This window comes from Pseudomonas sp. BIGb0558, assembly GCF_024807515.1.
Lineage (GTDB): Bacteria > Pseudomonadota > Gammaproteobacteria > Pseudomonadales > Pseudomonadaceae > Aquipseudomonas > Aquipseudomonas yamanorum_A.
The window spans coordinates 100,852-122,117 of the sequence record NZ_JANUEW010000017.1; the positions used below are offsets into that span (position 1 = coordinate 100,852).

22 protein-coding genes are annotated in these 21,266 nt (G+C 61.7%); 12 read left to right on the forward strand and 10 right to left on the reverse strand.

Annotation, left to right across the window (positions count from 1 at the left end):
* Positions 1-19 precede the first annotated feature (19 nt).
* Entirely contained in the window at positions 20-1,630 is a 1,611-nt protein-coding gene (locus M2400_RS20285) for an argininosuccinate lyase (RefSeq protein ID WP_177041630.1), read from the forward strand.
* Between the two features lie 138 nt (positions 1,631-1,768).
* On the opposite strand, the gene M2400_RS20290 is transcribed toward M2400_RS20285, so the two are convergent.
* Positions 1,769-3,001: a cation:dicarboxylate symporter family transporter gene (locus M2400_RS20290; RefSeq protein ID WP_177076538.1), complete on the reverse strand. Its 1,233-nt coding sequence runs from the start codon at positions 2,999-3,001 to the stop codon at positions 1,769-1,771.
* A gap of 118 nt (positions 3,002-3,119) precedes the next feature.
* Here M2400_RS20290 and M2400_RS20295 point away from each other — a divergent pair, with 118 nt between their 5' ends.
* Positions 3,120-4,034 carry a LysR family transcriptional regulator gene (locus M2400_RS20295; RefSeq protein WP_177041626.1) on the forward strand — a complete coding sequence of 305 codons (915 nt, stop codon included), beginning with the start codon at positions 3,120-3,122 and terminating at the stop codon, positions 4,032-4,034.
* 6 nt (positions 4,035-4,040) lie between these two features.
* Here the strand turns inward: M2400_RS20295 and M2400_RS20300 are convergent, their stop codons facing one another.
* The 3 genes from M2400_RS20300 to M2400_RS20310 form a co-directional block, all read right to left on the reverse strand.
* Positions 4,041-4,370: a DHCW motif cupin fold protein gene (locus M2400_RS20300; RefSeq protein WP_177076545.1), complete on the reverse strand. Its 330-nt coding sequence runs from the start codon at positions 4,368-4,370 to the stop codon at positions 4,041-4,043.
* 300 nt (positions 4,371-4,670) lie between these two features.
* Positions 4,671-5,138 (reverse strand): GNAT family N-acetyltransferase, encoded by a 468-nt coding sequence (locus M2400_RS20305; protein WP_259197774.1) that lies wholly within the window; start codon positions 5,136-5,138, stop codon positions 4,671-4,673.
* Positions 5,139-5,155: 17 nt separating this feature from the next.
* A complete protein-coding gene (locus tag M2400_RS20310; protein ID WP_259197772.1) occupies positions 5,156-5,590 on the reverse strand; it encodes a GNAT family N-acetyltransferase in 435 nt (144 codons plus the stop codon).
* A gap of 144 nt (positions 5,591-5,734) precedes the next feature.
* Between M2400_RS20310 and M2400_RS20315 the strand changes: the two genes are divergently transcribed.
* Genes M2400_RS20315 through argE form a run of 4 tightly spaced genes read left to right on the forward strand, consistent with a single transcriptional unit; the run spans position 5,735 to position 9,331 of the window.
* Positions 5,735-7,066: a flavin-containing monooxygenase gene (locus M2400_RS20315; protein ID WP_405046198.1), complete on the forward strand. Its 1,332-nt coding sequence runs from the start codon at positions 5,735-5,737 to the stop codon at positions 7,064-7,066.
* A gap of 24 nt (positions 7,067-7,090) precedes the next feature.
* Complete coding sequence (locus M2400_RS20320) at positions 7,091-7,501, forward strand: RidA family protein (protein WP_003207327.1); 411 nt, start codon at positions 7,091-7,093, stop codon at positions 7,499-7,501.
* A 10-nt stretch (positions 7,502-7,511) separates the two neighbouring features.
* Positions 7,512-8,189, forward strand: a complete 678-nt coding sequence (locus M2400_RS20325; protein ID WP_177041617.1) for a DUF1028 domain-containing protein — start codon at positions 7,512-7,514, stop codon at positions 8,187-8,189.
* Positions 8,186-9,331: an acetylornithine deacetylase gene (gene argE / locus M2400_RS20330; RefSeq protein ID WP_177121584.1), complete on the forward strand. Its 1,146-nt coding sequence runs from the start codon at positions 8,186-8,188 to the stop codon at positions 9,329-9,331. Before M2400_RS20325 ends, argE begins: the two co-directional genes overlap by 4 nt.
* A 130-nt stretch (positions 9,332-9,461) precedes the next feature.
* On the opposite strand, the gene M2400_RS20335 is transcribed toward argE, so the two are convergent.
* On the reverse strand, positions 9,462-10,373 hold the full coding sequence (locus M2400_RS20335; protein ID WP_177041613.1) for a LysR substrate-binding domain-containing protein: 912 nt from the start codon (positions 10,371-10,373) through the stop codon (positions 9,462-9,464).
* A 251-nt stretch (positions 10,374-10,624) separates the two neighbouring features.
* On the opposite strand from M2400_RS20335, the gene M2400_RS20340 reads away from it, so the two are divergent.
* Positions 10,625-12,040 (forward strand): cytosine permease, encoded by a 1,416-nt coding sequence (locus M2400_RS20340; RefSeq protein WP_259197757.1) that lies wholly within the window; start codon positions 10,625-10,627, stop codon positions 12,038-12,040.
* Between the two features lie 366 nt (positions 12,041-12,406).
* Positions 12,407-12,898, forward strand: coding sequence for a GNAT family N-acetyltransferase (locus M2400_RS20345; protein ID WP_259197755.1), 492 nt, complete (start codon positions 12,407-12,409; stop codon positions 12,896-12,898).
* Positions 12,899-12,925: 27 nt separating this feature from the next.
* On the opposite strand, the gene M2400_RS20350 is transcribed toward M2400_RS20345, so the two are convergent.
* Positions 12,926-14,365 (reverse strand): amidase, encoded by a 1,440-nt coding sequence (locus M2400_RS20350; RefSeq protein WP_259197754.1) that lies wholly within the window; start codon positions 14,363-14,365, stop codon positions 12,926-12,928.
* Positions 14,366-14,466: 101 nt separating this feature from the next.
* Between M2400_RS20350 and M2400_RS20355 the strand changes: the two genes are divergently transcribed.
* The gene (locus M2400_RS20355) at positions 14,467-15,033 is read left to right on the forward strand and encodes a TetR/AcrR family transcriptional regulator (protein WP_259197753.1); all 567 of its coding nucleotides are present in this window, start codon (positions 14,467-14,469) and stop codon (positions 15,031-15,033) included.
* Positions 15,034-15,460: 427 nt separating this feature from the next.
* Here the strand turns inward: M2400_RS20355 and M2400_RS20360 are convergent, their stop codons facing one another.
* Positions 15,461-15,664, reverse strand: a complete 204-nt coding sequence (locus M2400_RS20360) for an NmrA family NAD(P)-binding protein (RefSeq protein ID WP_177041603.1) — start codon at positions 15,662-15,664, stop codon at positions 15,461-15,463.
* A 117-nt stretch (positions 15,665-15,781) separates the two neighbouring features.
* Here M2400_RS20360 and M2400_RS20365 point away from each other — a divergent pair, with 117 nt between their 5' ends.
* Positions 15,782-16,207 carry a GNAT family N-acetyltransferase gene (locus M2400_RS20365; protein WP_177041601.1) on the forward strand — a complete coding sequence of 142 codons (426 nt, stop codon included), beginning with the start codon at positions 15,782-15,784 and terminating at the stop codon, positions 16,205-16,207.
* 3 nt (positions 16,208-16,210) lie between these two features.
* Here the strand turns inward: M2400_RS20365 and M2400_RS20370 are convergent, their stop codons facing one another.
* The gene (locus M2400_RS20370; protein WP_259197749.1) at positions 16,211-16,738 is read right to left on the reverse strand and encodes a GNAT family N-acetyltransferase; all 528 of its coding nucleotides are present in this window, start codon (positions 16,736-16,738) and stop codon (positions 16,211-16,213) included.
* Positions 16,739-16,857: 119 nt separating this feature from the next.
* Between M2400_RS20370 and M2400_RS20375 the strand changes: the two genes are divergently transcribed.
* Positions 16,858-17,538: a class I SAM-dependent methyltransferase gene (locus M2400_RS20375; protein WP_177114557.1), complete on the forward strand. Its 681-nt coding sequence runs from the start codon at positions 16,858-16,860 to the stop codon at positions 17,536-17,538.
* A gap of 14 nt (positions 17,539-17,552) precedes the next feature.
* Here M2400_RS20375 and M2400_RS20380 read toward each other — a convergent pair whose 3' ends face one another.
* Positions 17,553-18,782 carry a YgcG family protein gene (locus tag M2400_RS20380; RefSeq protein ID WP_259197896.1) on the reverse strand — a complete coding sequence of 410 codons (1,230 nt, stop codon included), beginning with the start codon at positions 18,780-18,782 and terminating at the stop codon, positions 17,553-17,555.
* A gap of 25 nt (positions 18,783-18,807) precedes the next feature.
* On the reverse strand, positions 18,808-19,623 hold the full coding sequence (gene dapF, locus M2400_RS20385; protein ID WP_177131307.1) for a diaminopimelate epimerase: 816 nt from the start codon (positions 19,621-19,623) through the stop codon (positions 18,808-18,810).
* A gap of 130 nt (positions 19,624-19,753) precedes the next feature.
* Here dapF and M2400_RS20390 point away from each other — a divergent pair, with 130 nt between their 5' ends.
* Positions 19,754-20,812: an alginate lyase family protein gene (locus M2400_RS20390; RefSeq protein ID WP_259197746.1), complete on the forward strand. Its 1,059-nt coding sequence runs from the start codon at positions 19,754-19,756 to the stop codon at positions 20,810-20,812.
* Positions 20,813-21,266: the final 454 nt, after the last annotated feature.

The window sequence follows — 21,266 nt, forward strand, 5'->3', positions numbered from 1 at the left end:
TTTTCCCGGAGCGTTGCACATGAATACCAGAAAAAGCCTGATCCACCTGGCCGTCGCCTTTGCCCTGTTCAGCAGTTACGGCGCCTATGCCGCCGACACCGGTGCGCTGCCCTGCAAGACCACCGAAGAGTGCGCGGCCCAAGCGGCCAAAGTCGGCGCCACGCCGGGCTCCTCGCAAACGGCCCACAAAGCCAAGGGCGACCCGACCCAAACCCAGTTCGCCTGGCTGAACCGCATCAACAAAGCCTCGATCGTGATGCTCACCGAAGAGGGCATCGTCAAGCCGGACATGGGCCACAAGATCGCCGGCGGTGTGCGCTTTGCCATCGACCAGGCCGACCAGCCCGACGGCAAGCGCCCGGAAGACGTGCTGCAGCTGGAAAAGATCATGACCGACAAGATCGGTCCCGAAGCGTCCCTGATCCACTCCGGCCGCAGCCGCCAGGACATGCTCGCCACCTACCGCCTGGCCAAACTGCGCTCGCAGGTATTGGCCTACAGCGACGCGCTGAACGCCACCCGCCAACGCATCCTGAACATCGCCGACAAGAACATCGACACCCTGGTGCCCGCCTACACCAACGGCGTGCAGGCCATGCCCATCAGCTATGCGCATTACCTGCTGGCGTTCGAAGCCGCGTTTGACCGTGACGGCCAGCGCATCCGCGAGCTCTACACCCGCCTCAACCAGAGCCCGATGGGCACCGCGGTGCTGGCGAACTCCGCCTACCCGCTGAACCGCGAACGCCTGGCCGAGTTGCTGGGCTTTGACGGCGTGCGGGAAAACTCCCTGGATTCGAGCCAGGTATCGACCTACGACATCCCGATCGAGGCGGCCAACCTGGCGGCGTCTTCGGCGATCCGCATTGGCGCGATGATTGGCGATATCCATACCCAATACCATCAGATCCGCCCTTGGCTGCTGCTGGACGAAGAGTCCACCTACACCAGCAGTGCGATGCCGCAGAAGCGCAACCCGGGCTTGTTGATGCGCACCCGCGAGTCGGCCTCGGACGTGGTGGGCCTGGCGCAGACCGTGACCCTGCGCGCGCATAACGTCACCACCGGCATGACCGACTACAAGTTCGCGTTTGATTCCCTGGGGCTGTTCCAGTCCACCGACGAGATGTTCAAAAGCATGGACGCCGTGCTGGATGCGCTGCAAATCAACCCGCAGCGTGCCCTGGATGAGCTGGAGTCGGAATGGACGACTTCGATGGAGTTGGCCGACACCCTGGAGCGCCAGTTCAAGGTGCCGTTCCGCATTGGCCACAGCTTCGCTTCGTTGATCGTCACCGAGGCGCGCAGCAACGGCACCACGCCGAAGACCTTCCCGTATGCGGACGCGCAGAAGCTGTACACCCAAGCGGCGGACAAATACAAATGGACGCCGAATACCTTGCCGCTGGATGAGGCAGGTTTCCGTGCGGCGCTGTCGCCGACGACGATGGTCAAGACCCGTAAAGGCACGGGTGGGCCGCAGCCGGAAGAGGTCAAGCGCATGTTGGTGGAGGCGCGCAAGAACCTCGACGCAGACCAGAGCTGGTTGAAGGAACGTCGTGAGAAATTGAAAGGTGCGGAAGGCAACCTGGACAAGGCATTCGACAAGTTGCTGAACGCCAAGGGCTGAAATGCGTTTTAAATGTGGGAGCCGGGCTTGCCCGCGATGGCGGTGTGTCAGACACCAGATTTATCGACTGACACACCGCCATCGCAGGCAAGCCAGCTCCCACATTTACTCGGTGTCAGTCTGGAGATTGTGTTCGGCTCAGTGGCTCAGTTCCCGCTTCAACACCTCGCGATCAATCGACTTCTGCCACCCGCAAATCGCCAGGCACGCCACACAATTGCCCAGCACATTGGTCAACGACCGACACTTCATCAACCGCTCCACCCCCAACAACAATCCCACCCCTTCCAGCGGCACCAGTTGCAGGATGTTCAAGGTGGCAATCAGGGTAAACAGCGCCGAGCCCGCGACACTGGTGGACCCGAGCGAGGTAAACAGGCAGATCACCAGCACCGCCAGCAACTCGGGCACGGCAATCTCCACCCCGGCCAGATGCGCCAGGAACATGATTGCGGTGGTCAGGTAAATATTGGTGCCGGTCAAGTTGAAGGTGTAGCCGGTGGTCAGCACCAGGCGCACTAATTGGCGATCACAGCCCAGCGCCTCAAGCTTGCTGACACAACCGGGAAGTGCAGCCACTGATGAGCCGGTAAATGTCACCAACAACAACTCTTCTTTCAAGTAAATAATTAGCCGAGTCAATTTAACGCCGAGCAGGCGGGTAATCGTGGCGAACACTAGTATGACGAACACCGCGCAAGCCAGATAAATAACAACAATGAACTTCAAGAGCGGCAGCACCGAACTTAAACCGTACTTCCCCACCACAAATGCCATCGCCCCAAAGGCGGCCAGCGGTGCGAACTTCAAGATAAACCGCAGCAGCCAGAACAACCCGCCGACCGCGGCTTCCAGCCAGCCGAGGCAGCGGTTGCCGACCTCGCCGCCACGCCCCAGCACCAGCCCGCACAGCACCGCCACCAGCATCACCTGCAACACCAGGCTTTGGGTGAAAACCTTGTAAAGACTGGACCAAATCGAGGTCATCGACAGTTCGTGCAACAGCGTTTCGGGCACAACGGGCGGTGTCAGGTGATCAAAATCCAGGTTGGCCACCGCCGTATGATCGAGGTTGAACAGCAACCCCGTCGCCATCCCCAGCAGCAACGCGGCAAGGGACATCAGCTGAAAATAGAAGACAATCCGCCCTACTACATGCCGATGGTGGGGCTCGCGCTTGATCCCCGCCACACCGGTGGAGACCAGCACAAACAACAGAAACGGCATCAGCAGCCCGACCACTTTTATAAAGGCGTCACTGAGCAGTTTCATTTCTACTGCCACACCCGGATAAAGCAGCCCTAACACCATGCCAAGTGCAATGGCAATCAAAATAGGCAAGGTCGCATTATTGGAAAGTCGGGCTGGCATCAATGCTCCGTGGTCTTTTTATTTATTGTTATTGTCGTATCAGGCCACTTTCGGCATATTGGTCGCCAAGGCGCATTCAGGCCACAAATAATAAAGTCTTGTCACGGGATATACCACCATGGAACTTCGCCATTTACGTTATTTCATCATGGTGGCCGAAGAGCGACATTTCACCCGCGCCGCCGCTCGCTTGAACATGCAGCAACCGCCCCTCAGCCAACAGATTCGTGCCCTGGAACAAGAGCTCGGTTTCGACCTGTTCAAGCGCCACCCCAAGGGCGTCGACCTGACCGCCGGCGGCCTGGTGTTTCTCGATGAGGCGCGGATCATCCTCGCCCGTGTCGAACAAGGCTCCCTCAAAGCCTCTCGCGCCGCCCAGGGCATCGAAGGCACCCTGGTCATCGCCTTCACCAGCTCCGCCGCCGCCCATCCGCTGATCCCGCGCATCATCCGCGCCTACCGCGAGCAATACCCGGGTGTGGAACTCTCGATCAACGAAGGCAGCGCCCGGGAAGTCACCGAAGACACTATCGAAAAACGCATCGACATCGGCATCCTGCGCGCCCCGGTGGGTGACCACCAGAGCCTGACCTTCCACCGCCTGCTCAACGAAGAAATGCTGCTGACCCTGCCCGTCGGACACCCGCTGCTCAAGGGCGACATGCCCAGGATCACCATGGCCGACCTCAAGGACGAACGCTTCATCCTGGTCCGCCGCCCCGGCGCGCCGGGGATGTACGCCAACCTGATCAAGGCCTGCCAGAACGCCGGCTTCGAGCCGAAAATCGCCTTTGAAGTGGAACGCATGCTGACCAACGTCAGCCTGGTGGCCGCCGGTGAAGGCATTTCCGTGGTACCGGCGTCGATGCGCGATGTGCATCGCGAGAGCGTGGTGTATTGCCGGATCAGCGATGCGCGGCCAAGGTTGCTGGCACCGATCACCCTGGTGCGGCGCACGTTCAATCCGTCGGCGCCGTTGCAGAATTTCATTGGGTTGGCGCGGGAGTTGGCGGGGGTTTATCGCAAGGGTTGAACACCCTCAATCAACCACAAACAACTTCGCCCCCTGGGTGGTCGATGACCGATGCCCTTCCATGTCATTGCCCACCTGGTAACTCATCCCGGCAGTCAACGTGAATTGCCGGCCATCCTCCAGTTCGGTGTGCAACTCGCCTTCCAGGCACAGCAGGATATGCCCCCGCCAACACCAGTGATCGGCCAGGTAGCCGGCGCTGTATTCGACCATGCGCACGCGGGTTGAACCGAACTGGCAGGTGCGCCAATACGCACTGCCGGTTTCGCCGGGGTGCAGCACCGGCTCGATGGTTGACCAATCGGTGGTGCCAAAGGGGATTGCGGTCAGGTCCATAAGGGTCTCGCCTGCGAATACGTGTGGGCAGACCGTACCGATCAAGTGCGCGGGACGATAGAGACAGATCCGCTGCATTTGCGGCATACAGGGCAGCGACTATTGGCTGCTCACAACCCGTAAGACACCACATGACCTGTGGCGAGGGAGCTTGCTCCCGCTGGGCTGCGCAGCAGCCCCAAGTACGTCAGCGAGTTCTTTCAGTCAGATTGCATCAGGCCTATTGGGGCCGCTTCGCAGCCCAGCGGGAGCAAGCGCCCTCGCCACAGGAAGCTCCCTCGCCGTCGTTTTTTTGGGGTGTCAGCACAGGTATTTGCGCATAGGAATACAGGCCAGCTGCAACCCCGACGGCGAATGGTAGATCGCCTGCTCAGTCCCCACATACCCAAACCGCCGATAAAAATCCGCCGCATTCAACGTCGCGTCGAGGATCAGTTCCTCTATCTCCAACTCCTGTGCCAACGCCTCCAGGTACGCCAACATCTGCTGGCCAAACCCACGCCCGATGAAGCCGGGCAGCACAAACAACGCGCCGATTTCGTTGTTCGTCAGATCCAGCATGCCAGTGGCCACCGGCTCACCGTCGACGCATCCCAGGTAAAAATGCTTGTCCATCAGCGCGTCATAGCCATCCTCGGCTGCGCCCCTCGTCCAGAGCTTCATCTGCTCAGACGTGTAAGCGCCAATGCATTGGCCACGTATCGCCAACAGGCGAATATCAAAAGCAGCCTGTGCGTCGTCCAGCGTGGCGCGTCTTATCTCGAGCATCTGTCCCTCCATGGACGTCAGGCGTTCTCGTCACCCGGTCGGGTAAACGAATAGCGATCAATATCGGTTCTCAACTGCCAGCCCTGGCCCTGCCAATAGCGGGCGGCGCTGTCGTTGGTCTTGAACACATCCAGGTGGCATTTGCGGATGCCCAACTGCGCAAGGCTGTTCAGGCAGAGCTCCACCAGCGCATTCGCAATGCCCTGGCGCCGGTAATCGGGCAGCACCAGCAAGTGTTGCAAATAGCCGCGCCGGCCATCGTGCCCGCACATCACGCACGCCACCAGCCGCCCCTCCACCTCGGCCACGAAACTCATGCCGGGATTGCGCTCCAGGTAACGTTCGGTGGCCTCGCGCGAATCGGCGTCGCGCAGGGAGATGCCGGGGGTGTTTTGCATCAGGTCGGTGACGGCATCGTAGTCGTCGAGGGTCATGGTGCGGATGTTAAGCATGGGCTTGAACCAGGATGTGTGGGTCTGAGGGGCAGCCTACCAGCACCGCCGGCCATCCTGCACCGCTCTGCATCAGTTATTTATGCTCACTTCCCAGCTTAATAATATTTTATTAAAAACCGCCCTCCCCCTAGCCTTGAAGCCATGCCCAAGCTGAATCCAACTGCATTACGCAAGGACAGACACATGACTCAAGCAATAACAAAAACAGACACGCTGGTGGTGGGAGCAGGTCAAGCTGGCGTCGCCATGAGCGAGCACCTGAGCAAGCAAGGCGTGCCGCACCTGGTGCTGGAGCGCAGCCGTATCGCCGAGCGCTGGCGCACCGGGCGCTGGGATTCGCTGGTCGCCAATGGCCCGGCCTGGCATGACCGTTTCCCTGGCCTGGCCTTCGATAACGTCGCCCCCGATGGCTTTGCGCCGAAAGAGCGGGTGGCGGATTACTTCGAAGCCTATGCACGAAAGTTCAATGCGCCGATTCGCACCGGCGTGGAGGTGACTTCCGTGGTGCGCAATGTCGGTCGCCCAGGCTTTACCATCCACACCAGCGAAGGCGTGATCGAAGCCAACCGCGTGGTGGCGGCAACCGGGCCGTTCCAGAAGCCGGTGATTCCGGCGATTGCACCTAAAGAAACCGCGCTGCACCAGATCCACTCCGCCGACTACCGTAACCCTGCGCAACTGCCGGCCGGCGCCGTGCTGGTGGTGGGTGCCGGTTCCTCCGGGGTACAGATTGCCGATGAGCTGCAACGCTCCGGTCGCCAGGTGTACCTGTCGGTAGGCGCCCACGACCGCCCACCGCGTGCCTATCGCAACCGCGATTTCTGCTGGTGGCTGGGCGTGCTGGGTGAGTGGGACCAGGCCGCAATGAAACCCGGCCGCGAGCACGTGACCATTGCGGTGAGCGGCGCTCACGGCGGCAGGACCATCGACTTCCGTGAGCTGGCCCAGCAAGGCATGACCCTGGTCGGCCTGACCCAATCCTTCAACGGCAGCGTTGCGAGCTTCCAACCCAACCTGGTGGAAAACCTGGCCCGCGGCGACGAGAACTACCTGGCCCTGCTGGATGCGGCGGATGCCTATATCGAGCGCAACGGCCTGGACTTGCCGGTAGAGCCCGAAGCGCGCCGCGTGTTTCCCGATGCAGAGTGCATCAAGCACCCGATCCTTGAACTGGACCTGGCCAAGGCCGGCATCACGTCAATCATCTGGGCCACCGGGTTTGCCGTGGATTACAGCTGGCTGAAAGTCGATGCGTTTGACGCCGCCGGCAAGCCGCAGCACCAGCGCGGCGTGGCCAGCGAGTCGGGCATCTACTTCCTCGGTTTGCCATGGCAGTCGCGCCGGGGCTCGTCGTTTATCTGGGGCGTGTGGCATGACGCCAAGTACGTGGCCGACCATATCGCCATCCAGCGCCAATACCTTGAGTACCGCGAACCCGCACCGGTTGTTCACACCTCGCCTGTCAGCGCCTGATCACTTATTTTCGGAGTTTTTTTGATGCCTACTCATACACGTATCCGCATGTTCAACACCAAGGAAACCTACCCTAACCAGAGCCTGGACAACGACCTATGCCAGGCCGTACGTGCCGGCAACACGGTGTATGTACGTGGCCAGGTGGGCACCGATTTCGACGGCAACCTGATCGGCCTTGGCGACCCGCGCGCGCAAGCCGAACAGGCGATGAAAAACGTCAAGCAATTGCTGGAAGAAGCCGGCAGCGACCTGAGCCACATCGTCAAGACCACCACCTACCTGATCGACCCGCGCTACCGCGAGCCGGTGTACCAGGAAGTCGGCAAGTGGCTCAAGGGCGTGTTCCCGATCTCCACCGGGCTGGTGGTGTCGGCACTGGGCCAGCCACAATGGCTGATGGAAATCGATGTGATCGCCGTCATCCCCGAATAAGGAGCCGCACATGACCTTTTCAATCGTCGCCCGTTGCGCGGACACCGGCCAGATGGGCATTGCCATCAGTTCATCGAGCATTGCCGTGGGCGCCCGTTGCCCCTGGCTGCGGCCCGGCGTGGGTGCGGTCTCGACCCAGAACATCACCCTGCCGGCCCTCGGCCCGGAGGTGCTCGACTTGCTGGAACAAGGCCTCGCACCGGCCGACGCCGTGGACAAGGCCCTGACCCGCAATGGCTACAGCCAATACCGGCAACTGACGGCGATTGATCACCTGGGGCGCACCGTGCATTTCAGCGGCAGTGAAACCCTCGGCACCCATAACGCCGTGTCGGGTGAACAGTGCGTGGCCGCCGGCAACATGCTCGCTGACCGCGCGGTGATCGAGGCGATGGTCAACGCCTTTGAACAAGGCGAAGGCCAATTGGCAGACCGACTGCTGGCGGCGATGCATGCGGCCATCGCCGCCGGGGGCGAAGCCGGGCCGGTGCATTCAGCCGCGTTGGTGGTAGTGGGCGAGCTGACCTGGCCGATCATCAACCTGCGGGTGGACTGGGCCGATGAGCAGCCGATCGCCGAGCTGCAAAAGCTTTGGGACGCCTACCGCCCACAGGTGCAGGACTACATCGACCGCGCCCTCGCCCCGGACCGTTCGCCGGGCTACGGCGTGGCCGGAGACGACCGATGAGCACCAGCCGCGAATTGCTGCAGACGCTGGTGGGGTTTGATACCACCAGCCGCGAATCCAACCTGATGTTGATCGAGTTTGTGCGCGATTACCTGGCGGGTTTCGGTGTCGCCAGCGAACTGATCTACAACGATGAGCGCAGCAAGGCCAATCTGTTCGCCACCATCGGCCCGGCGCAGGTGCCCGGGATTGTGCTGTCGGGGCACACCGATGTGGTGCCGGTGGACGGCCAGCCGTGGACACTGCCGGCGTTTGCGCTCACCGAGCGCGACGGCAAGCTGTATGGCCGGGGCACGGCGGACATGAAGGGCTATATCGCCTGCGTACTCGCACTGGTGCCGGCGCTGGTCGAAGCCGACTTGCGCATGCCGGTGCATATCGCCCTGTCCTACGACGAGGAAGTGGGCTGCCTTGGGGTACGTTCGTTGCTCAAGGTGCTGGAGCAATGGCCGGTGAAACCGTTGCTGTGCATTATCGGCGAACCCACCGAGTTGAAGCCGGTGCTGGGCCACAAGGGCAAGCTGGCGATGCGCTGTGATGTGCATGGCGAGGCGTGCCACTCGGCGTACGCGCCTCAGGGTGTGAACGCGATCGAATATGCGGCGCAGTTGATCGGTGAGCTGGGACGGATTGGCCAGCGTCTCAGGGCGCATCAGGACGAGCGCTTTGACCCGCCGTTCAGCACCGTGCAAACCGGGGTGATTTCCGGGGGCAAGGCGTTGAATATCGTCCCGGCGGACTGCCGCTTCGACTTTGAAGTGCGCGCCTTGCCCTCGATGGACCCGGGTGAAGTGGCTGAGGAACTGCAAGCCTACGCGATGCAACAGGTGTTGCCGCGGATGCAGGCGGTGAGCCGGCAGAGTTCGATTCGTTTCAGTGAATTGTCGGCGTATCCGGGGTTGGCCACTGACCAGCGTAGCCAGGCGGCGGAGTTGATTGCCGCATTTTCGGGCTCACGGGAATTTGGCACCGTGGCGTTCGGGACTGAGGGTGGGTTGTTTGATGCGGCGGGGATTCCGACCGTGGTGTGCGGGCCTGGGAGCATGGATCAGGGGCATAAGCCGGATGAGTTTGTGAGCATGGAGCAACTGAACGGCTGCGACGATATGCTGCAGCGGATGTTGCTCTCGATCCGTACCTGATTCCCCAAACAACTCAAATCAACTGTGGGAGCCGGGCTTGCCCGCGATGGCGGTGTATCAGCCAGCAAATTTGCAAACTGATGCACCGCCATCGCGGGCAAGCCCGGCTCCCACATTTTTGGTTCTGTATCTACCCCAACAACTGCGCCAGTTCTTCCCGGCAATACTCCACAAACAACTGCACCGGTTTGGTTAACGGCGCCCGCCTTAACCACACCGCCGACAACCCCGACCCCGTCACCGTCTCCGCCAGCGGCACGCACGCCAGCTTCTGCCCGTCATAGGTGTATTCGGAAAACGGCTTGGTCACCAGAATCGAAAACCCGAACCCGCGCCCCACCATCCCGCGCACCATCTCGATCGACGGCGAGCTGAACACAATATTCGGCGTCAGCCCGCGCTCTTCAAAGATGCTCACGAAGTACGTCCGGCTCGGCAGCACGTCCAGCAAAATCATCGGCTCCAGCACCAGATCTGTCAGCGACACCTTGGCCTGCTGCGCAAACCGGTGATCCGCCGGCAACAACGCATACGGCTGCTGCGGCGGCATCAACGGCGTGGTCTCGATGGCACTGCCCAGGTCATGCTCAAACAGCATCGCCACATCAATACTGCCGGCCGTCAGCGCCTGCACCAGCTCCTGCTGCTCACCGTCCCGCAAGCGGATTTCCACCCCTGGCCAGCGCTGCTTGAAGCCGGCAATCAAACGCGGCAAATACAGCGGCGCCACCGTCTCGAAGCAACCGATATCGATCTGCCCCGCCACCACGTCGTTGTCTGCCAGGGCGTTCTGCTCGAATTCATGGGCTACCCGCAGCAGCTCCAGGGCCTTGCGGTAAAACCTTGCACCACTGGGCGTCAGCGACACGCCTTGGGCGTGATGGCGGATAAACAGCTGCACGCCAAAGCTGTCTTCCAACTGCTTGATGGCCGTCGACACCGACGGTTGTGCGATATAGAGCTTGCGCGAGGCCTCTGCCACGCTGCCGCACTCGGCGGTGGTTACAAAATATTTGAGCTGGCGCAGATTATAGGCAGCCATCGGGACCTCCAGAAACGTGGGATTTCGCCCCAAACAAGTGCGTGGAAATCGGCTTTTTCACACTGATTCAAGTACATGCAACATACCGGAGCAAAAACCACCGCGAGATATTATTTTTAAGGTCTATAGCAACAAACTTACTAATTTACCTCCCTGTGACCATTGCACATGATCACTCCAACAACAAAGGCGACGCACACGCGCCGCCCAGCGAAGTACGTCAACGTACTCACCTTGCCTTGGAGCTCGTCATGGTTACCACTGCAACATCCTCCGCCCCGCTTATCGAAAAACACACGATTGGATACGTGCCCCCGGAAGATCGCCACGGAAAGGTAAGAGACCTGTTCACCCTGTGGTTCGGCGGCAACATCGCGCCGTTGCCCATCGTCACCGGCGCCCTGGCCGTGCAACTGTTCGGCCTGAACCTGGTGTGGGGGATCATCGCCATCCTCGTCGGGCATCTTGTCGGCGGCGTGCTGATGGCGCTGCACTCGGCCCAGGGCCCGCAAATGGGCATCCCGCAAATGATCCAGAGCCGCGCCCAGTTCGGCTCCCTCGGCGCGCTGCTGGTGGTGGTGATCGCCGGCGTGATGTACATCGGCTTCTTCGCCTCCAACATCGTGCTGGCGGGCAAATCCCTGCACGGCGTGGTCGACGCCATCCCGGTGCCGGTGGGCATCGTCATCGGCGCCATCGGCTCGGGCATCATCGGCATCATCGGCTACCGCTTCATCCACGTGCTCAACCGCATCGGCACCTGGGTACTGGGCGCGGGCATCGTGCTGGGCTTCGGCTACATCTTTACCCATGTGCAGACCGCTGACTTCCTGACGCGCGGCAACTTCAACATCTCCGGCTGGTTGGCGACCGTGTCGTTGGCTGCCCTGTGGCAGATCGCGTTTGCACCGTATGTGTCGGACTACTCGCGCTACCTGCCGGCAGATGTGCCGGTGGCGTCGACCTTCTGGACGACCTATTTGGGCACCGTACTGGGCTCCAGCCTGTCGTTCATCTTTGGTGCGGTTGCGGTATTGGCCACGCCAGTGGGCATGGACACCATGGACGCGGTCAAGCTGGCGACCGGCTCCATTGGCCCGCTGATGCTGTTGCTGTTCCTGCTGAGCGTGATCAGCCACAACGCACTCAACCTGTACGGCGCGGTGCTGTCGTTGATCACCTTGGTACAGACCTTTGCTTACCGCTGGATCCCGACCGCCAAGGCGCGTGCGGTGATCTCGGTGCTGGTGTTGGCGGCCTGCTCGATTGCGGCGGTGTTTGCGTCCAAAGACTTTATCGGGCACTTCGTGGACATGGTGCTGGTGCTGCTGGTGGTACTGGTGCCGTGGACGGCGATCAACCTGATCGACTTCTATGCGATCCATAAGGGCAAGTACGACATCGGTTCGATCTTTCGGGTGGATGGCGGGATCTACGGGCGCTACAACCCACAGGCGCTGTTGGCGTATGCGGTGGGGATTGTGGTGCAGATTCCGTTTATGAATACGCCGCTGTATGTCGGGCCGATTTCGGCACACATCAATGGGGCGGATTTGTCCTGGTTGGTGGGGTTGGTGGTGACGTCGCCGCTGTATTTCTGGTTGGCGAGTCGGGACAGTGCGTATAAGCGTCGGTTGGAGGGGGGGAAGTTGGTGGGTGGGGTTTGAGTAAAGCCTGGCCCGGTTATGAGAAAACCCGCCTTGGCGGGTTTTCTGGTTTTTGTATCCGCACGAAAACAGGCCTGCCGTAGCAGTTGTCGAGCGCCAGCGAGGCTACGTGGGGCGCACCACCACTATCGAGCCGGACGACGGACCAAGTTGGGGCCGACGCAGCCTCGCCGGGGCTCGACAGCTGCTACGAAGTGGGTGAGTAGCGGGTATTGGTGTTGTTAATGCGGCCGCCATCGCGGCCTCGCTGAAGCTCGACGGCTCCCACAGGGGATCGGCGGGGTTGGTGGGGTTTGTGTTCGGCGGTGCTGTCGGGGTGTTCTTTCTTTATCATGGGGGCTGTCGTTCAATTTCCCTGGTAACCCAATGCCCGCCTTCACCTTCCGTAACGCCAACCCCGCAGACGCCAACCGTTGCTACGAGATCGAAATCTCGGCCTACGAAGGCGACGAAGCCGCCACCCTGGAAAAGATCGCCACGCGCATCGCGCTGTACCCGCAAGGTTTTCTGATCCTGGAGGCGGATGGCGTTGTGGTGGGTTTCATCAACTGCGGTTGCGCCGACAAAGTGGTGATGTCGGATGAGGCCTTCAAGGAGTTGGTGGGGCATTCAGCCGACGCGCCGAATGGGGTGATCATGTCGGTGGTGGTGGACCCCGCCCAGCAAGGCAAGGGCTACTCCACGCGTTTGATGACGGAGTTCGTGCAGCGCATGCAGGCGATGGGCAAGAAGACCCTTCACCTGATGTGCAAGGACCAGCATGTGGCGTTGTACACGCGCATGGGCTATCGCTATGTGCAGCCGTCAGCGTCTGACCATGGCGGTATGGCGTGGCATGAGATGGTGATGGATATCTAGCCATCACACTCACCCAGTTGCCTTGGGTCATCGGTTTGCCCCGGCCCACACATCCGGGCGACGTGCCGCCCAGGGCATCGCCAGCTCCAGTTGCGTCGCCAGACCAAGCAACATTCCCTCCTGCCCAAACGCGCCCATGAACTGCAGGCCGATCGGCAACCCGCTCGGTGAATCGTGAGCCAGCGGCACCGACATCGCGGGCGCGCCGATGACGTTGGCCAGCGCGGTAAACGGCGAATGCGCAAACACACGATTCATCCACCCTCGCCCGTCCAGTTGCGCCTGGCCCTGGTTGTAGTCGCCGATCAACGGTGCCAGCCCGGGCAACGTAGGGGACAGCAGCACGTCATAACGCTGGAACAGGCTGCCCATATGGCGTGCGACGATGTTGCGCTCCCACAGGGCGCCCATCAGGTCTGTCGCTTGCAATGACTTGCCCAGGCGATACAGCGCCAGTGTCGCCGGTTCCAGGTATTGGGCGCTGATCGAGCGGCCTGTCGCGCCGGCAATCGCCTCTATCCAGGCCGCCGTGTTCGATGACCAGAAGCGCGCATTGAGTTCGACAAACGCCTCCCAGCTCACGCCAATATCCGGCTGGACTTCCTCAACCTGATGACCCAGTGCTTCCAGCTGTTTGGCGCTATTGAGCAGCGCCTGTTCCACTGCCGGATGCAGCGCTTGCCCGTTTAAAGGCAGACGCTGGAGCGCAATGCGCAACGAGCCGGGCTCCCGCTGGGCAAGGGCCGAAAAGCTGCCTTCGGGCGGTGCAATATGGAACGGATCTCCGGGTGCTGCGCCATGGATCGCGTCGAGCATGGCGGCGCTGTCGCGTACCGAACGGGTCAATACACCGTGCACCGCCAAACCACTCCAGACCTCGTCGACCTCCGGCCCCATCGGCACGCGACCACGGCTGGGCTTGAGCCCGAACAGGCCACACATCGACGCGGGCACGCGGATTGAGCCGCCGCCATCCGTCGCGTGGGCCACCGGCACCAACCCCGCCGCCACCACCGCTGCCGAGCCGCCGCTGGAGCCACCGGCACTGCGCTGTACGTCCCACGGGTTGCGAGTGGGGCCCGACACGCGGCTTTCGGTGGTGGTGCTGGCGGCGAACTCGGGTGTGGTGGTGCGGCCCAGCGGCATAAGGCCGGCGCGGCGCAAACGGGTCATCAGCTCTGAGTCGGCATCGGCGGTGCAGCCCTGTGCGAGCGCGCTGCCCAGTTCATTGCGGCGTCCCGCGGCACTGATGCCAAGGTCTTTGAGCAGCAGCGGCACCCCATGGAATGGGCCTTGGGCCGCCACCGGCTCGTCGTCCCAGGTTTCCACCAGGGCGTTGATTCGCGGGTTGATGGCTGCAATGGCTTGCAAGGCCACCGCGCGCACCTCGTCGACACTGACATCGTGGGTGTGGATCAGGCGTGCCAGGCCGGTAGCGTCCTGATCGGCGTATTCAGACAGGTACATGAAACTCTCCAAACGGGTATGATGAATACTCTTCGGTATCGAACGATACCGTTAAGTATCATGCGATACTCATGGGTATCGCTGTCAAGTGGAGAATGTGCATGCGTGCGCAACGGACACCTCAATTGCCGCCGCGCGAACGGATTGTCGATGCGGCGCAAACGCTGTTTGTCGAACAGGGCATCACCCGTGTCAGCGTGGATGCCATTGCTGCCCTGGCCGCATCGACCAAGATGACCGTGTACCGGCATTTCGAGAATAAAGATGCGCTGGTGCTGGAATGGCTGGAGCGGCTGACGGAAAGCTACAGCGACGTGCTGGACGACCTCGCGCAGCAATATCCCGACTCCCCCAGGGAACAGCTGTTGGGATTTACCGGTTTTATCGTCGAAGACCTGGAGCGTGCGGGTTATCGCGGTTGCCCATTTACCAATACCCTGGCCGAGATTCCCGAGGTGGATCACCCGGCGCGGGTGCTGATCCAGGCGCATAAAAAACGCCAGTTTGAGCGCGTGAAGCTGCTGTGCACGCAACTCAAGGCGATCAAGCCCGAGGAACTGGCCCAAGAGCTGACGTTTTTGATGGAAGGTGCCCAGGTGGTTGCGCAAAACAAAGGCGTGGATCAGGTAGGTGAACGGCTGATGCGGATGGTGCGGGAACGGCTTTGAGCCTTTGCCCAGCGCTCACTTTTTCAAAAGGATTTCAAGGATGTTCATCGGACGACTCGCCAAGCTGACAGGAAAAGATCGCGCAGTAGCAGTGGCGAGGGAGCTTGCTCCCGCTGGGTCGCGTAGCGGCCCCAAAACCTGGCGGCGGTTTACATCTGGAGAACCGCGGTGTCGTGATTGGGGCCGCTTCGCAGCCCAGCGGGAGCAAGCTCCCTCGCCACAGCAAGCTCCCCCATCACAGCAAGCTCCTTTGCCACAGCAAGCTCCCTCACCACAGGTTATTCGCTAGCGGGCGCCTCGCGTTTGATCCGCTCGACGTTGCAGGTAAGCAAACGCCGACCGCAATGCTGCCTCAGCCGGCCGAGGGTTGAAGCCCAACTCGGCTTTTGCCTTGAGGATGCTGTACTCCTGGCGAATACCCCAAAACTTACGAACCTGGCTCAGCAGCAACTGCGCCGGCCTTCCCGTCCATTGCGCCCAGCGTTCCTGAAACCAGGCAGCCGCCACCGGCGAACGGTGCGCGATTGTTTGTGTCGCGCACGCCGGCGCGCACGGTGTGGCCTTGTTCGAGCAGCGCCCTGACCAGATTGTTTCCAAGGTGCCCATTCGCTCCAGTCACCAGGCATAACATGCCGATTCTCCTTTTCACGGGAAGAAAACCCTCCTCCTTCGCTGAGGAAAAAGCATAAAGTCTGCCCCCCGGGACAGAGTCAATCGGGTATGTCCAAGTGATAGGAAACAGAGCCTAATGACACCGCATCTGATTGAAGTAGGTGACCAGCCGAACGCCGAGGCTGAGCGCATGCTCGGCAGCGGCCTTGCCGCCTTCAACGAACACATCACCGGCTCCAATGATCGGCGCCCGCTGACGGTGTTGATCAAGGATCCCGACACCGGTGAAATGCTGGGCGGCATCACCGGCAAAACCAGTCTAGGGATGGCGTTCCTCGACCTGTTTCATCTGCCCGACGCACTGCGTGGCTCAGGCCTGGGTACAACGCTGCTGAAGGCGTTCGAAGACGAAGCCCGTCAACGAGGCTGCCGCTCGGCGGTGCTGTACACCATCAGTTTCCAGGCCCCGGAGTTTTACGAGAAGAATGGTTGGGTGCGATTTGGTGAAATCCCCTGTGACCCGCAAGGCAGCAGCCGTGTGTTCCTGAGCAAGACCCTCTGACCGCTAAACCCCAAGCTTTTTGCCAAACAGGCGATTTTCATGGGTTTCATTCTGAAACGTGTAAGTCGGCGCACCCAACAGCTCATAGCCACGGCGCGGATAAAACCCCAGCGCCCGCTCGTTGCCAATCCACACCGTCGCCCACAATAACGACGCACCGCACTCCCCGGCGCACTGCTCTGCCGCTTGCAGCAAACGGTAGCCGAGGCCCAGGCCGGTAAACCGTTCCTGGATGTAGAGCCGCTGCAACTCGGCCGCGTTCGGCGTGGAGATCAGCGCATGGCCGGCATCTATCGCCACCTGGGCAAACCCCACCAGATGCGCGTTGGATTCAGCGACGAGAATGGCCGTGCCCGGCTGGGCAATCAGCGCGGCGATCGCCTGGGGCGAAAACGCCTGCAACGCCTCGGCGGCGATGGCGTCGCGAATACCTTCGGTGGCGTAGGTGTCGAGAAACACCTGCATGCCCAGCACGCCAATACATAGGGCGTCTTCAGCCAGTGCCTCGCGGATAAGGATGTCGGGGAGCATTCGATAGGCGCTCTTGAATTCAGAATGGGCAACGTTTTAACACAACTGCACATCTGCGCAATTGCCAGCCTGAATTCGCCCCAGTAGGGTTATCGCTTCCCCCGCCAACAGGAGCCACCATGACCTGGTTTTCAGACCCCGACGCTGTTGCCCGTTACGCCGAAGGCCCGGTGAGGCTGGTGCCGGGTTTCGAGTCGCTGCAACGCATGACCACCCTGCTGCTGCGCGAATCCGTCCCGGCGACCGGCAAGGTACTGGTGCTGGGCGCAGGCGGCGGGCTGGAGTTGAAGAAGTTTGCCGACAGCCAGCCCGGGTGGCAGTTCGTGGGCGTGGACCCGTCTGCCGAGATGCTGAAGCTGGCTGAAGCCACCCTCGGGCCGCTGATGGCAAGGGTGCGGTTGCATGAGGGCTATATCGATACCGCACCCGATGGCCCGTTTGATGCCGCCACTTGCCTGCTGACCCTGCATTTCATCCCGGCGCAGGAACGCCTGCAAACCCTGAAAGAACTGTGGCGGCGATTACTGCCCGGGGCACCGCTGATTGCTGCGCATCACAGCTTCCCGCAGTCCTCGCCAGGGGAAAAAGCCCGTTGGTTGAAGCGCTATGCAGCCTACGCGGTGGATTCCGGCGTACCGGCTGAAGATGCCCAGCGGGCGATCACCGCCATCAGCAGCCACTTGCCGGTGCTGTCACCCGAAGACGATGAGGCACTGCTGCGGGCGGCGGGCTTCGAAGGTGTGGAGCTGTTCTACGCGGGCTTCAGCTTCAAGGGCTGGATCGCTTACAAGCCGGCTTAACCTGCGAGGGAGTCTTACCAACTCCCCGACGCCCCGCCACCGCCGCTGGAACCGCCACCACCCGATGAGCTGCTGCTGGAACTCGAACTGGAACTCGAACCAGAGGAACTCGAGCCGCCCGACCCCGATCCCGACCCGTCGCTGATCCCGTGGGCAAAGATGAACAGCGCCGCGAACGAAGCGAATGGAAACGCCAGCAGCCATCCCGTGGTGCCGTTGTCGATCAACGCCCCAGCGATCCCATATACCACCAGCACCGCCACCAGCCGCGCAAGAAATCCACCCTGGCTCTCTTGCCACATGCCCTTCATCACCAGGAACAAACCGAAGTACAGGCCCAGGACCAGCAACCCGGCCATGGGATACGCCAGCCAGTGGATCAGGGAAAGGTCGCGCACCAAGAAGTGGTCCGCCAACAGCACTCCGGCGATATAACTCAACAGCCCCAGCACGGCATAAAACGCTGCCCTCGCCTGCCACAACGCGCCGAACGTGGCGCCGCCAATCAACATGCACAGTGGCAGCAACAGCAAATACACCGGCCAGTTTTTTCCGCCCGCTACCGCCACCAGCACCACGGTGACAACCACCACCGCCAGCAGCGCACGGCGCCAAGGGAGTTTTTCAGCCCCCATCAACACCCCCACAACCCCGCCAAACATGAACGCCAGGAGCACGGCGTAAGCTTCAGGGGGAAACCCGGCGCCGGCGACGTCGGGCAAGTCGCCGCCATCCACAAGCACCGTCAGGTCGTCCACCGCCTGCTGCACGCCGCCCGCATAGTCGCCCTGGCGAAAGGCCGGGGTGATGTGTTCTTCAATGATGCGGTGGGCCAGCAGGTCGGTGACCACACCCTCCAGGCCGTAGCCGACTTCGATGCGCACCTTGCGGTCGTCCTTGGCCACCAGCAGCAGGATGCCGTCGTTGACGTCCTTGCGCCCCAGTTTCCAGGCCCGGAACAGTTGATTGGCGAACTCCTCGATGCTCGCGCCGCCGGTGCTTGGCAGCAGCATCACCGCCACTTGCGCGCCCTTGCGTTGCTCCAGGCCGGCGAGTTGCGTGGCGATGCGCGACTTGCTGGCGGAGTCGAGGGTGTTGGTCAGGTCGATCACCCGCTGGTCCAGGGGGACCTTGACCAGGTCGGGCGGCGCGGTGTCTTCAGCATATGCCGATGAGAGGCATAACCATCCCAGCAGGACGATCAGCAGTGCGCCCAGCGATTGTCGTCTTGGAAACTTCAGCATGTCCTGATAACCACCCTGTTTGTCATCACGCCTGGAAAAAATGATCGGCAATCGTGCCATGAAGAATCGTCTGCACGGCGCCGGTCAGCACCACACCACCACTGCCGTCCCAGTGCACCGTTACGGTACCGCCGTCGCATTGCACATCGACCGTGTCATCCAGCAGCCCGCGACGAATCCCGTTGACCACCGCACCACAGCAGCACGAACCCGAGCCTTGGGGGATGCCGCCGCCACGTTCCCAGATGCGCAGGCGGATGTGGCCGCGGTCGAGTACCTGCACAAAATGCACGTTGGTCTTGCTGGGGAACAGCGGGTGGGTTTCCAGCGCCGGGCCGATGGCTGCGATGTCGATGGCCGCCAGATTCTCGACGAAGAACGTGCAGTGCGGGTTGCCCATGCTGCACGCCGCCGGGTTGCCTTCCAGGGGCAAGCGTTCGGTGTCGATTGCCTGCGCCAGCGGAATGGCATCCCAGCCCAATGACGGCGGCCCCATGTCCACCGAAACCCGCTGGCCCGATGCGCGCACGCAGGTCAGCAGGCCACGGTTGGTGCGCAGCAGCACAGAGGCGGTGCCGGCTTCGCGCATCAACATGTCCGCCACCCCGCGAGTGGCGCTGCCGCAGGTGTCGAGCGGGGTGCCATTGGGGTTCCAGAATTTGACGCGGGCGGCGGCATCCTCGCAATCGAGCACCACGGCCAGTTGATTGAAGCCAATGCCGCGATGGCGGTCACCCAGGCGGCGGGCTATTTGCGCGGTGATCGGGTCAGCCTGGCCGCGCCGGTCGATCACGATGAAGTCATCGCCGTGGGCGTGCATCTTCACGAACTGCAAGGTCATGGGGCGTCCTGTTCTCGACCGGGCAAGGCCGGCCAGGATAGAGGGCCGGCGGGTATTTCATCAAATACTCATCACGGCCATGGTAGCGTGGTTGCGCCCCGATCCGGTCAATCCATTCCTGAGAAACCGCATGCTACAACGCCCGTTGAAAATCGTGGTTCTGACCGCGCTGCTCGCTTCGTTCGCCCAAGCCGCCCTTGCCGCGCCCCAAATGCTGAGCGCCTGCCAGCCCGCTACGTCGAACCCGACTTCCAAGTCGCTGCTGGCCGCCGCCCAACGCCACCTCGGCGACCAGCCCGGCGCCCTGCCCCATCTGCACACCGAGGGCACGCTGCCCAATCATGGCATCCGCGAACAAAGCATCGCCGCCGAAAAAGATTGGCCCGTGATGCGCCAGGCCGCCCTCGCCTGGCGCCTGAGCCGCGACACGCGCTACCTCAAGCAAGTGGACGACTACCTTAGCGCCTGGGCCAGCACTTATCAGCCGGATTTCAACCCGATCGACGAAACCAACCTCGATATGTTGATCAGTGCCTATGCCCTCACCGCCAATGACCTGCGCCCCCAGACCCGCGACGCCACCCGTGCGCTGCTGACCAACCTGGGCAATGGCTACATCGAGCGCGTCAAGCAGTTCCATGGTGAGAAGAAAGCCACCAACACCAATAACTGGCAAAGCCATCGCGTGAAACTGGTCACGGTGGCCGCCGCCGCGCTGGGCGACCGCGAGATGCTGGAGCAGGCCTTCCAACTGTTCCGGCAACAGATCAACGACAACGTGCTGCCCGACGGCTCGGTGACCGACTTCCAGGACCGCGACGCCCTGCACTACGTAGTCTACGACCTGGAGCCGCTGGTTCAGGCGGCGTTGGCGGCCAAGCCCTACGGCATTGGCGGCAACTGGCTGGACGTCACCGCGCCCCACGGCGGCTCGCTGAGCGAAGCACTGGACTGGCTCGCCCCGTACGCCAAAGGCCAGCGCAGCCACGAAGAATTCGTAAACACCCACGTGCAGTTCGACAGGGACCGCGCCCGCGTCGGCGAACCGGGTTACAGCGGCGAATGGAACCCGAAAAGCAGCAATACGCTGTACTGGCTGGCGGCGCAGCTGGACGCGCGGTATTTGCCGGTGGCCGAACAGCTCGCACCCAAACCTTCGGACTGGATCAGTGCTTGCTATTTGAAGTGAGTGAGCTTCAGGGCTCTCTGAATTTGAAATGCATTCCCTGTGAGATGCAATGCCTCCTCTGTGGGAGCCGGGCTTGCCCGCGATGCTGACGACTCGGTCTCCCTGGCACACCGCGGTGATCCCATCGCAGCCTCGCCAGGGCTCGACAGCTCCCACATTAGAGGTGTGTCGCGCCCAAATTTGGAATGCATTCCGTGTGAGGTGCAATGCCACCTCTGTGGGAGCCGGGCTTGCCCGCGATGCTGGCGACTCAGTCTCCCTGGCACACCGCGGTGATCCCATCGCAGCCTGGCCAAGGCTCGACAGCTCCCACATTAGAGGTGTGTCGCTCCCAAATTTGAAATGCATTCCGTGTGAGGTGCAATGCCTCCTCTGTGGGAGCCGGGCTTGCCCGCGATGCTGACGACTCGGTCTCCCTGGCACACCGCGGTGATCCCATCGCAGCCTCGCCAGG

Bases quoted from the DNA above. Each gene is read 5' to 3' on its own strand.
- M2400_RS20365 (WP_177041601.1), top strand. From the start codon at position 15,782: ATGACACCGCATCTGATTGAAGTAGGTGACCAGCCGAACGCCGAGGCT.
- M2400_RS20375 (WP_177114557.1), top strand. From the start codon at position 16,858: ATGACCTGGTTTTCAGACCCCGACGCTGTTGCCCGTTACGCCGAAGGC.
- M2400_RS20290 (WP_177076538.1), bottom strand. From the start codon at position 3,001: ATGCCAGCCCGACTTTCCAATAATGCGACCTTGCCTATTTTGATTGCC.
- M2400_RS20335 (WP_177041613.1), bottom strand. From the start codon at position 10,373: ATGGCTGCCTATAATCTGCGCCAGCTCAAATATTTTGTAACCACCGCC.
- M2400_RS20285 (WP_177041630.1), top strand. From the start codon at position 20: ATGAATACCAGAAAAAGCCTGATCCACCTGGCCGTCGCCTTTGCCCTG.
- dapF (WP_177131307.1), bottom strand. From the start codon at position 19,623: ATGACCTTGCAGTTCGTGAAGATGCACGCCCACGGCGATGACTTCATC.
- M2400_RS20340 (WP_259197757.1), top strand. From the start codon at position 10,625: ATGGTTACCACTGCAACATCCTCCGCCCCGCTTATCGAAAAACACACG.
- M2400_RS20360 (WP_177041603.1), bottom strand. From the start codon at position 15,664: ATGTTATGCCTGGTGACTGGAGCGAATGGGCACCTTGGAAACAATCTG.
- M2400_RS20350 (WP_259197754.1), bottom strand. From the start codon at position 14,365: ATGTACCTGTCTGAATACGCCGATCAGGACGCTACCGGCCTGGCACGC.
- M2400_RS20380 (WP_259197896.1), bottom strand. From the start codon at position 18,782: ATGCTGAAGTTTCCAAGACGACAATCGCTGGGCGCACTGCTGATCGTC.
- M2400_RS20295 (WP_177041626.1), top strand. From the start codon at position 3,120: ATGGAACTTCGCCATTTACGTTATTTCATCATGGTGGCCGAAGAGCGA.
- M2400_RS20310 (WP_259197772.1), bottom strand. From the start codon at position 5,590: ATGCTTAACATCCGCACCATGACCCTCGACGACTACGATGCCGTCACC.
- argE (WP_177121584.1), top strand. From the start codon at position 8,186: ATGAGCACCAGCCGCGAATTGCTGCAGACGCTGGTGGGGTTTGATACC.
- M2400_RS20320 (WP_003207327.1), top strand. From the start codon at position 7,091: ATGCCTACTCATACACGTATCCGCATGTTCAACACCAAGGAAACCTAC.
- M2400_RS20315 (WP_405046198.1), top strand. From the start codon at position 5,735: ATGCCCAAGCTGAATCCAACTGCATTACGCAAGGACAGACACATGACT.
- M2400_RS20370 (WP_259197749.1), bottom strand. From the start codon at position 16,738: ATGCTCCCCGACATCCTTATCCGCGAGGCACTGGCTGAAGACGCCCTA.
- M2400_RS20325 (WP_177041617.1), top strand. From the start codon at position 7,512: ATGACCTTTTCAATCGTCGCCCGTTGCGCGGACACCGGCCAGATGGGC.
- M2400_RS20300 (WP_177076545.1), bottom strand. From the start codon at position 4,370: ATGGACCTGACCGCAATCCCCTTTGGCACCACCGATTGGTCAACCATC.
- M2400_RS20305 (WP_259197774.1), bottom strand. From the start codon at position 5,138: ATGCTCGAGATAAGACGCGCCACGCTGGACGACGCACAGGCTGCTTTT.
- M2400_RS20355 (WP_259197753.1), top strand. From the start codon at position 14,467: ATGCGTGCGCAACGGACACCTCAATTGCCGCCGCGCGAACGGATTGTC.
- M2400_RS20390 (WP_259197746.1), top strand. From the start codon at position 19,754: ATGCTACAACGCCCGTTGAAAATCGTGGTTCTGACCGCGCTGCTCGCT.
- M2400_RS20345 (WP_259197755.1), top strand. From the start codon at position 12,407: ATGCCCGCCTTCACCTTCCGTAACGCCAACCCCGCAGACGCCAACCGT.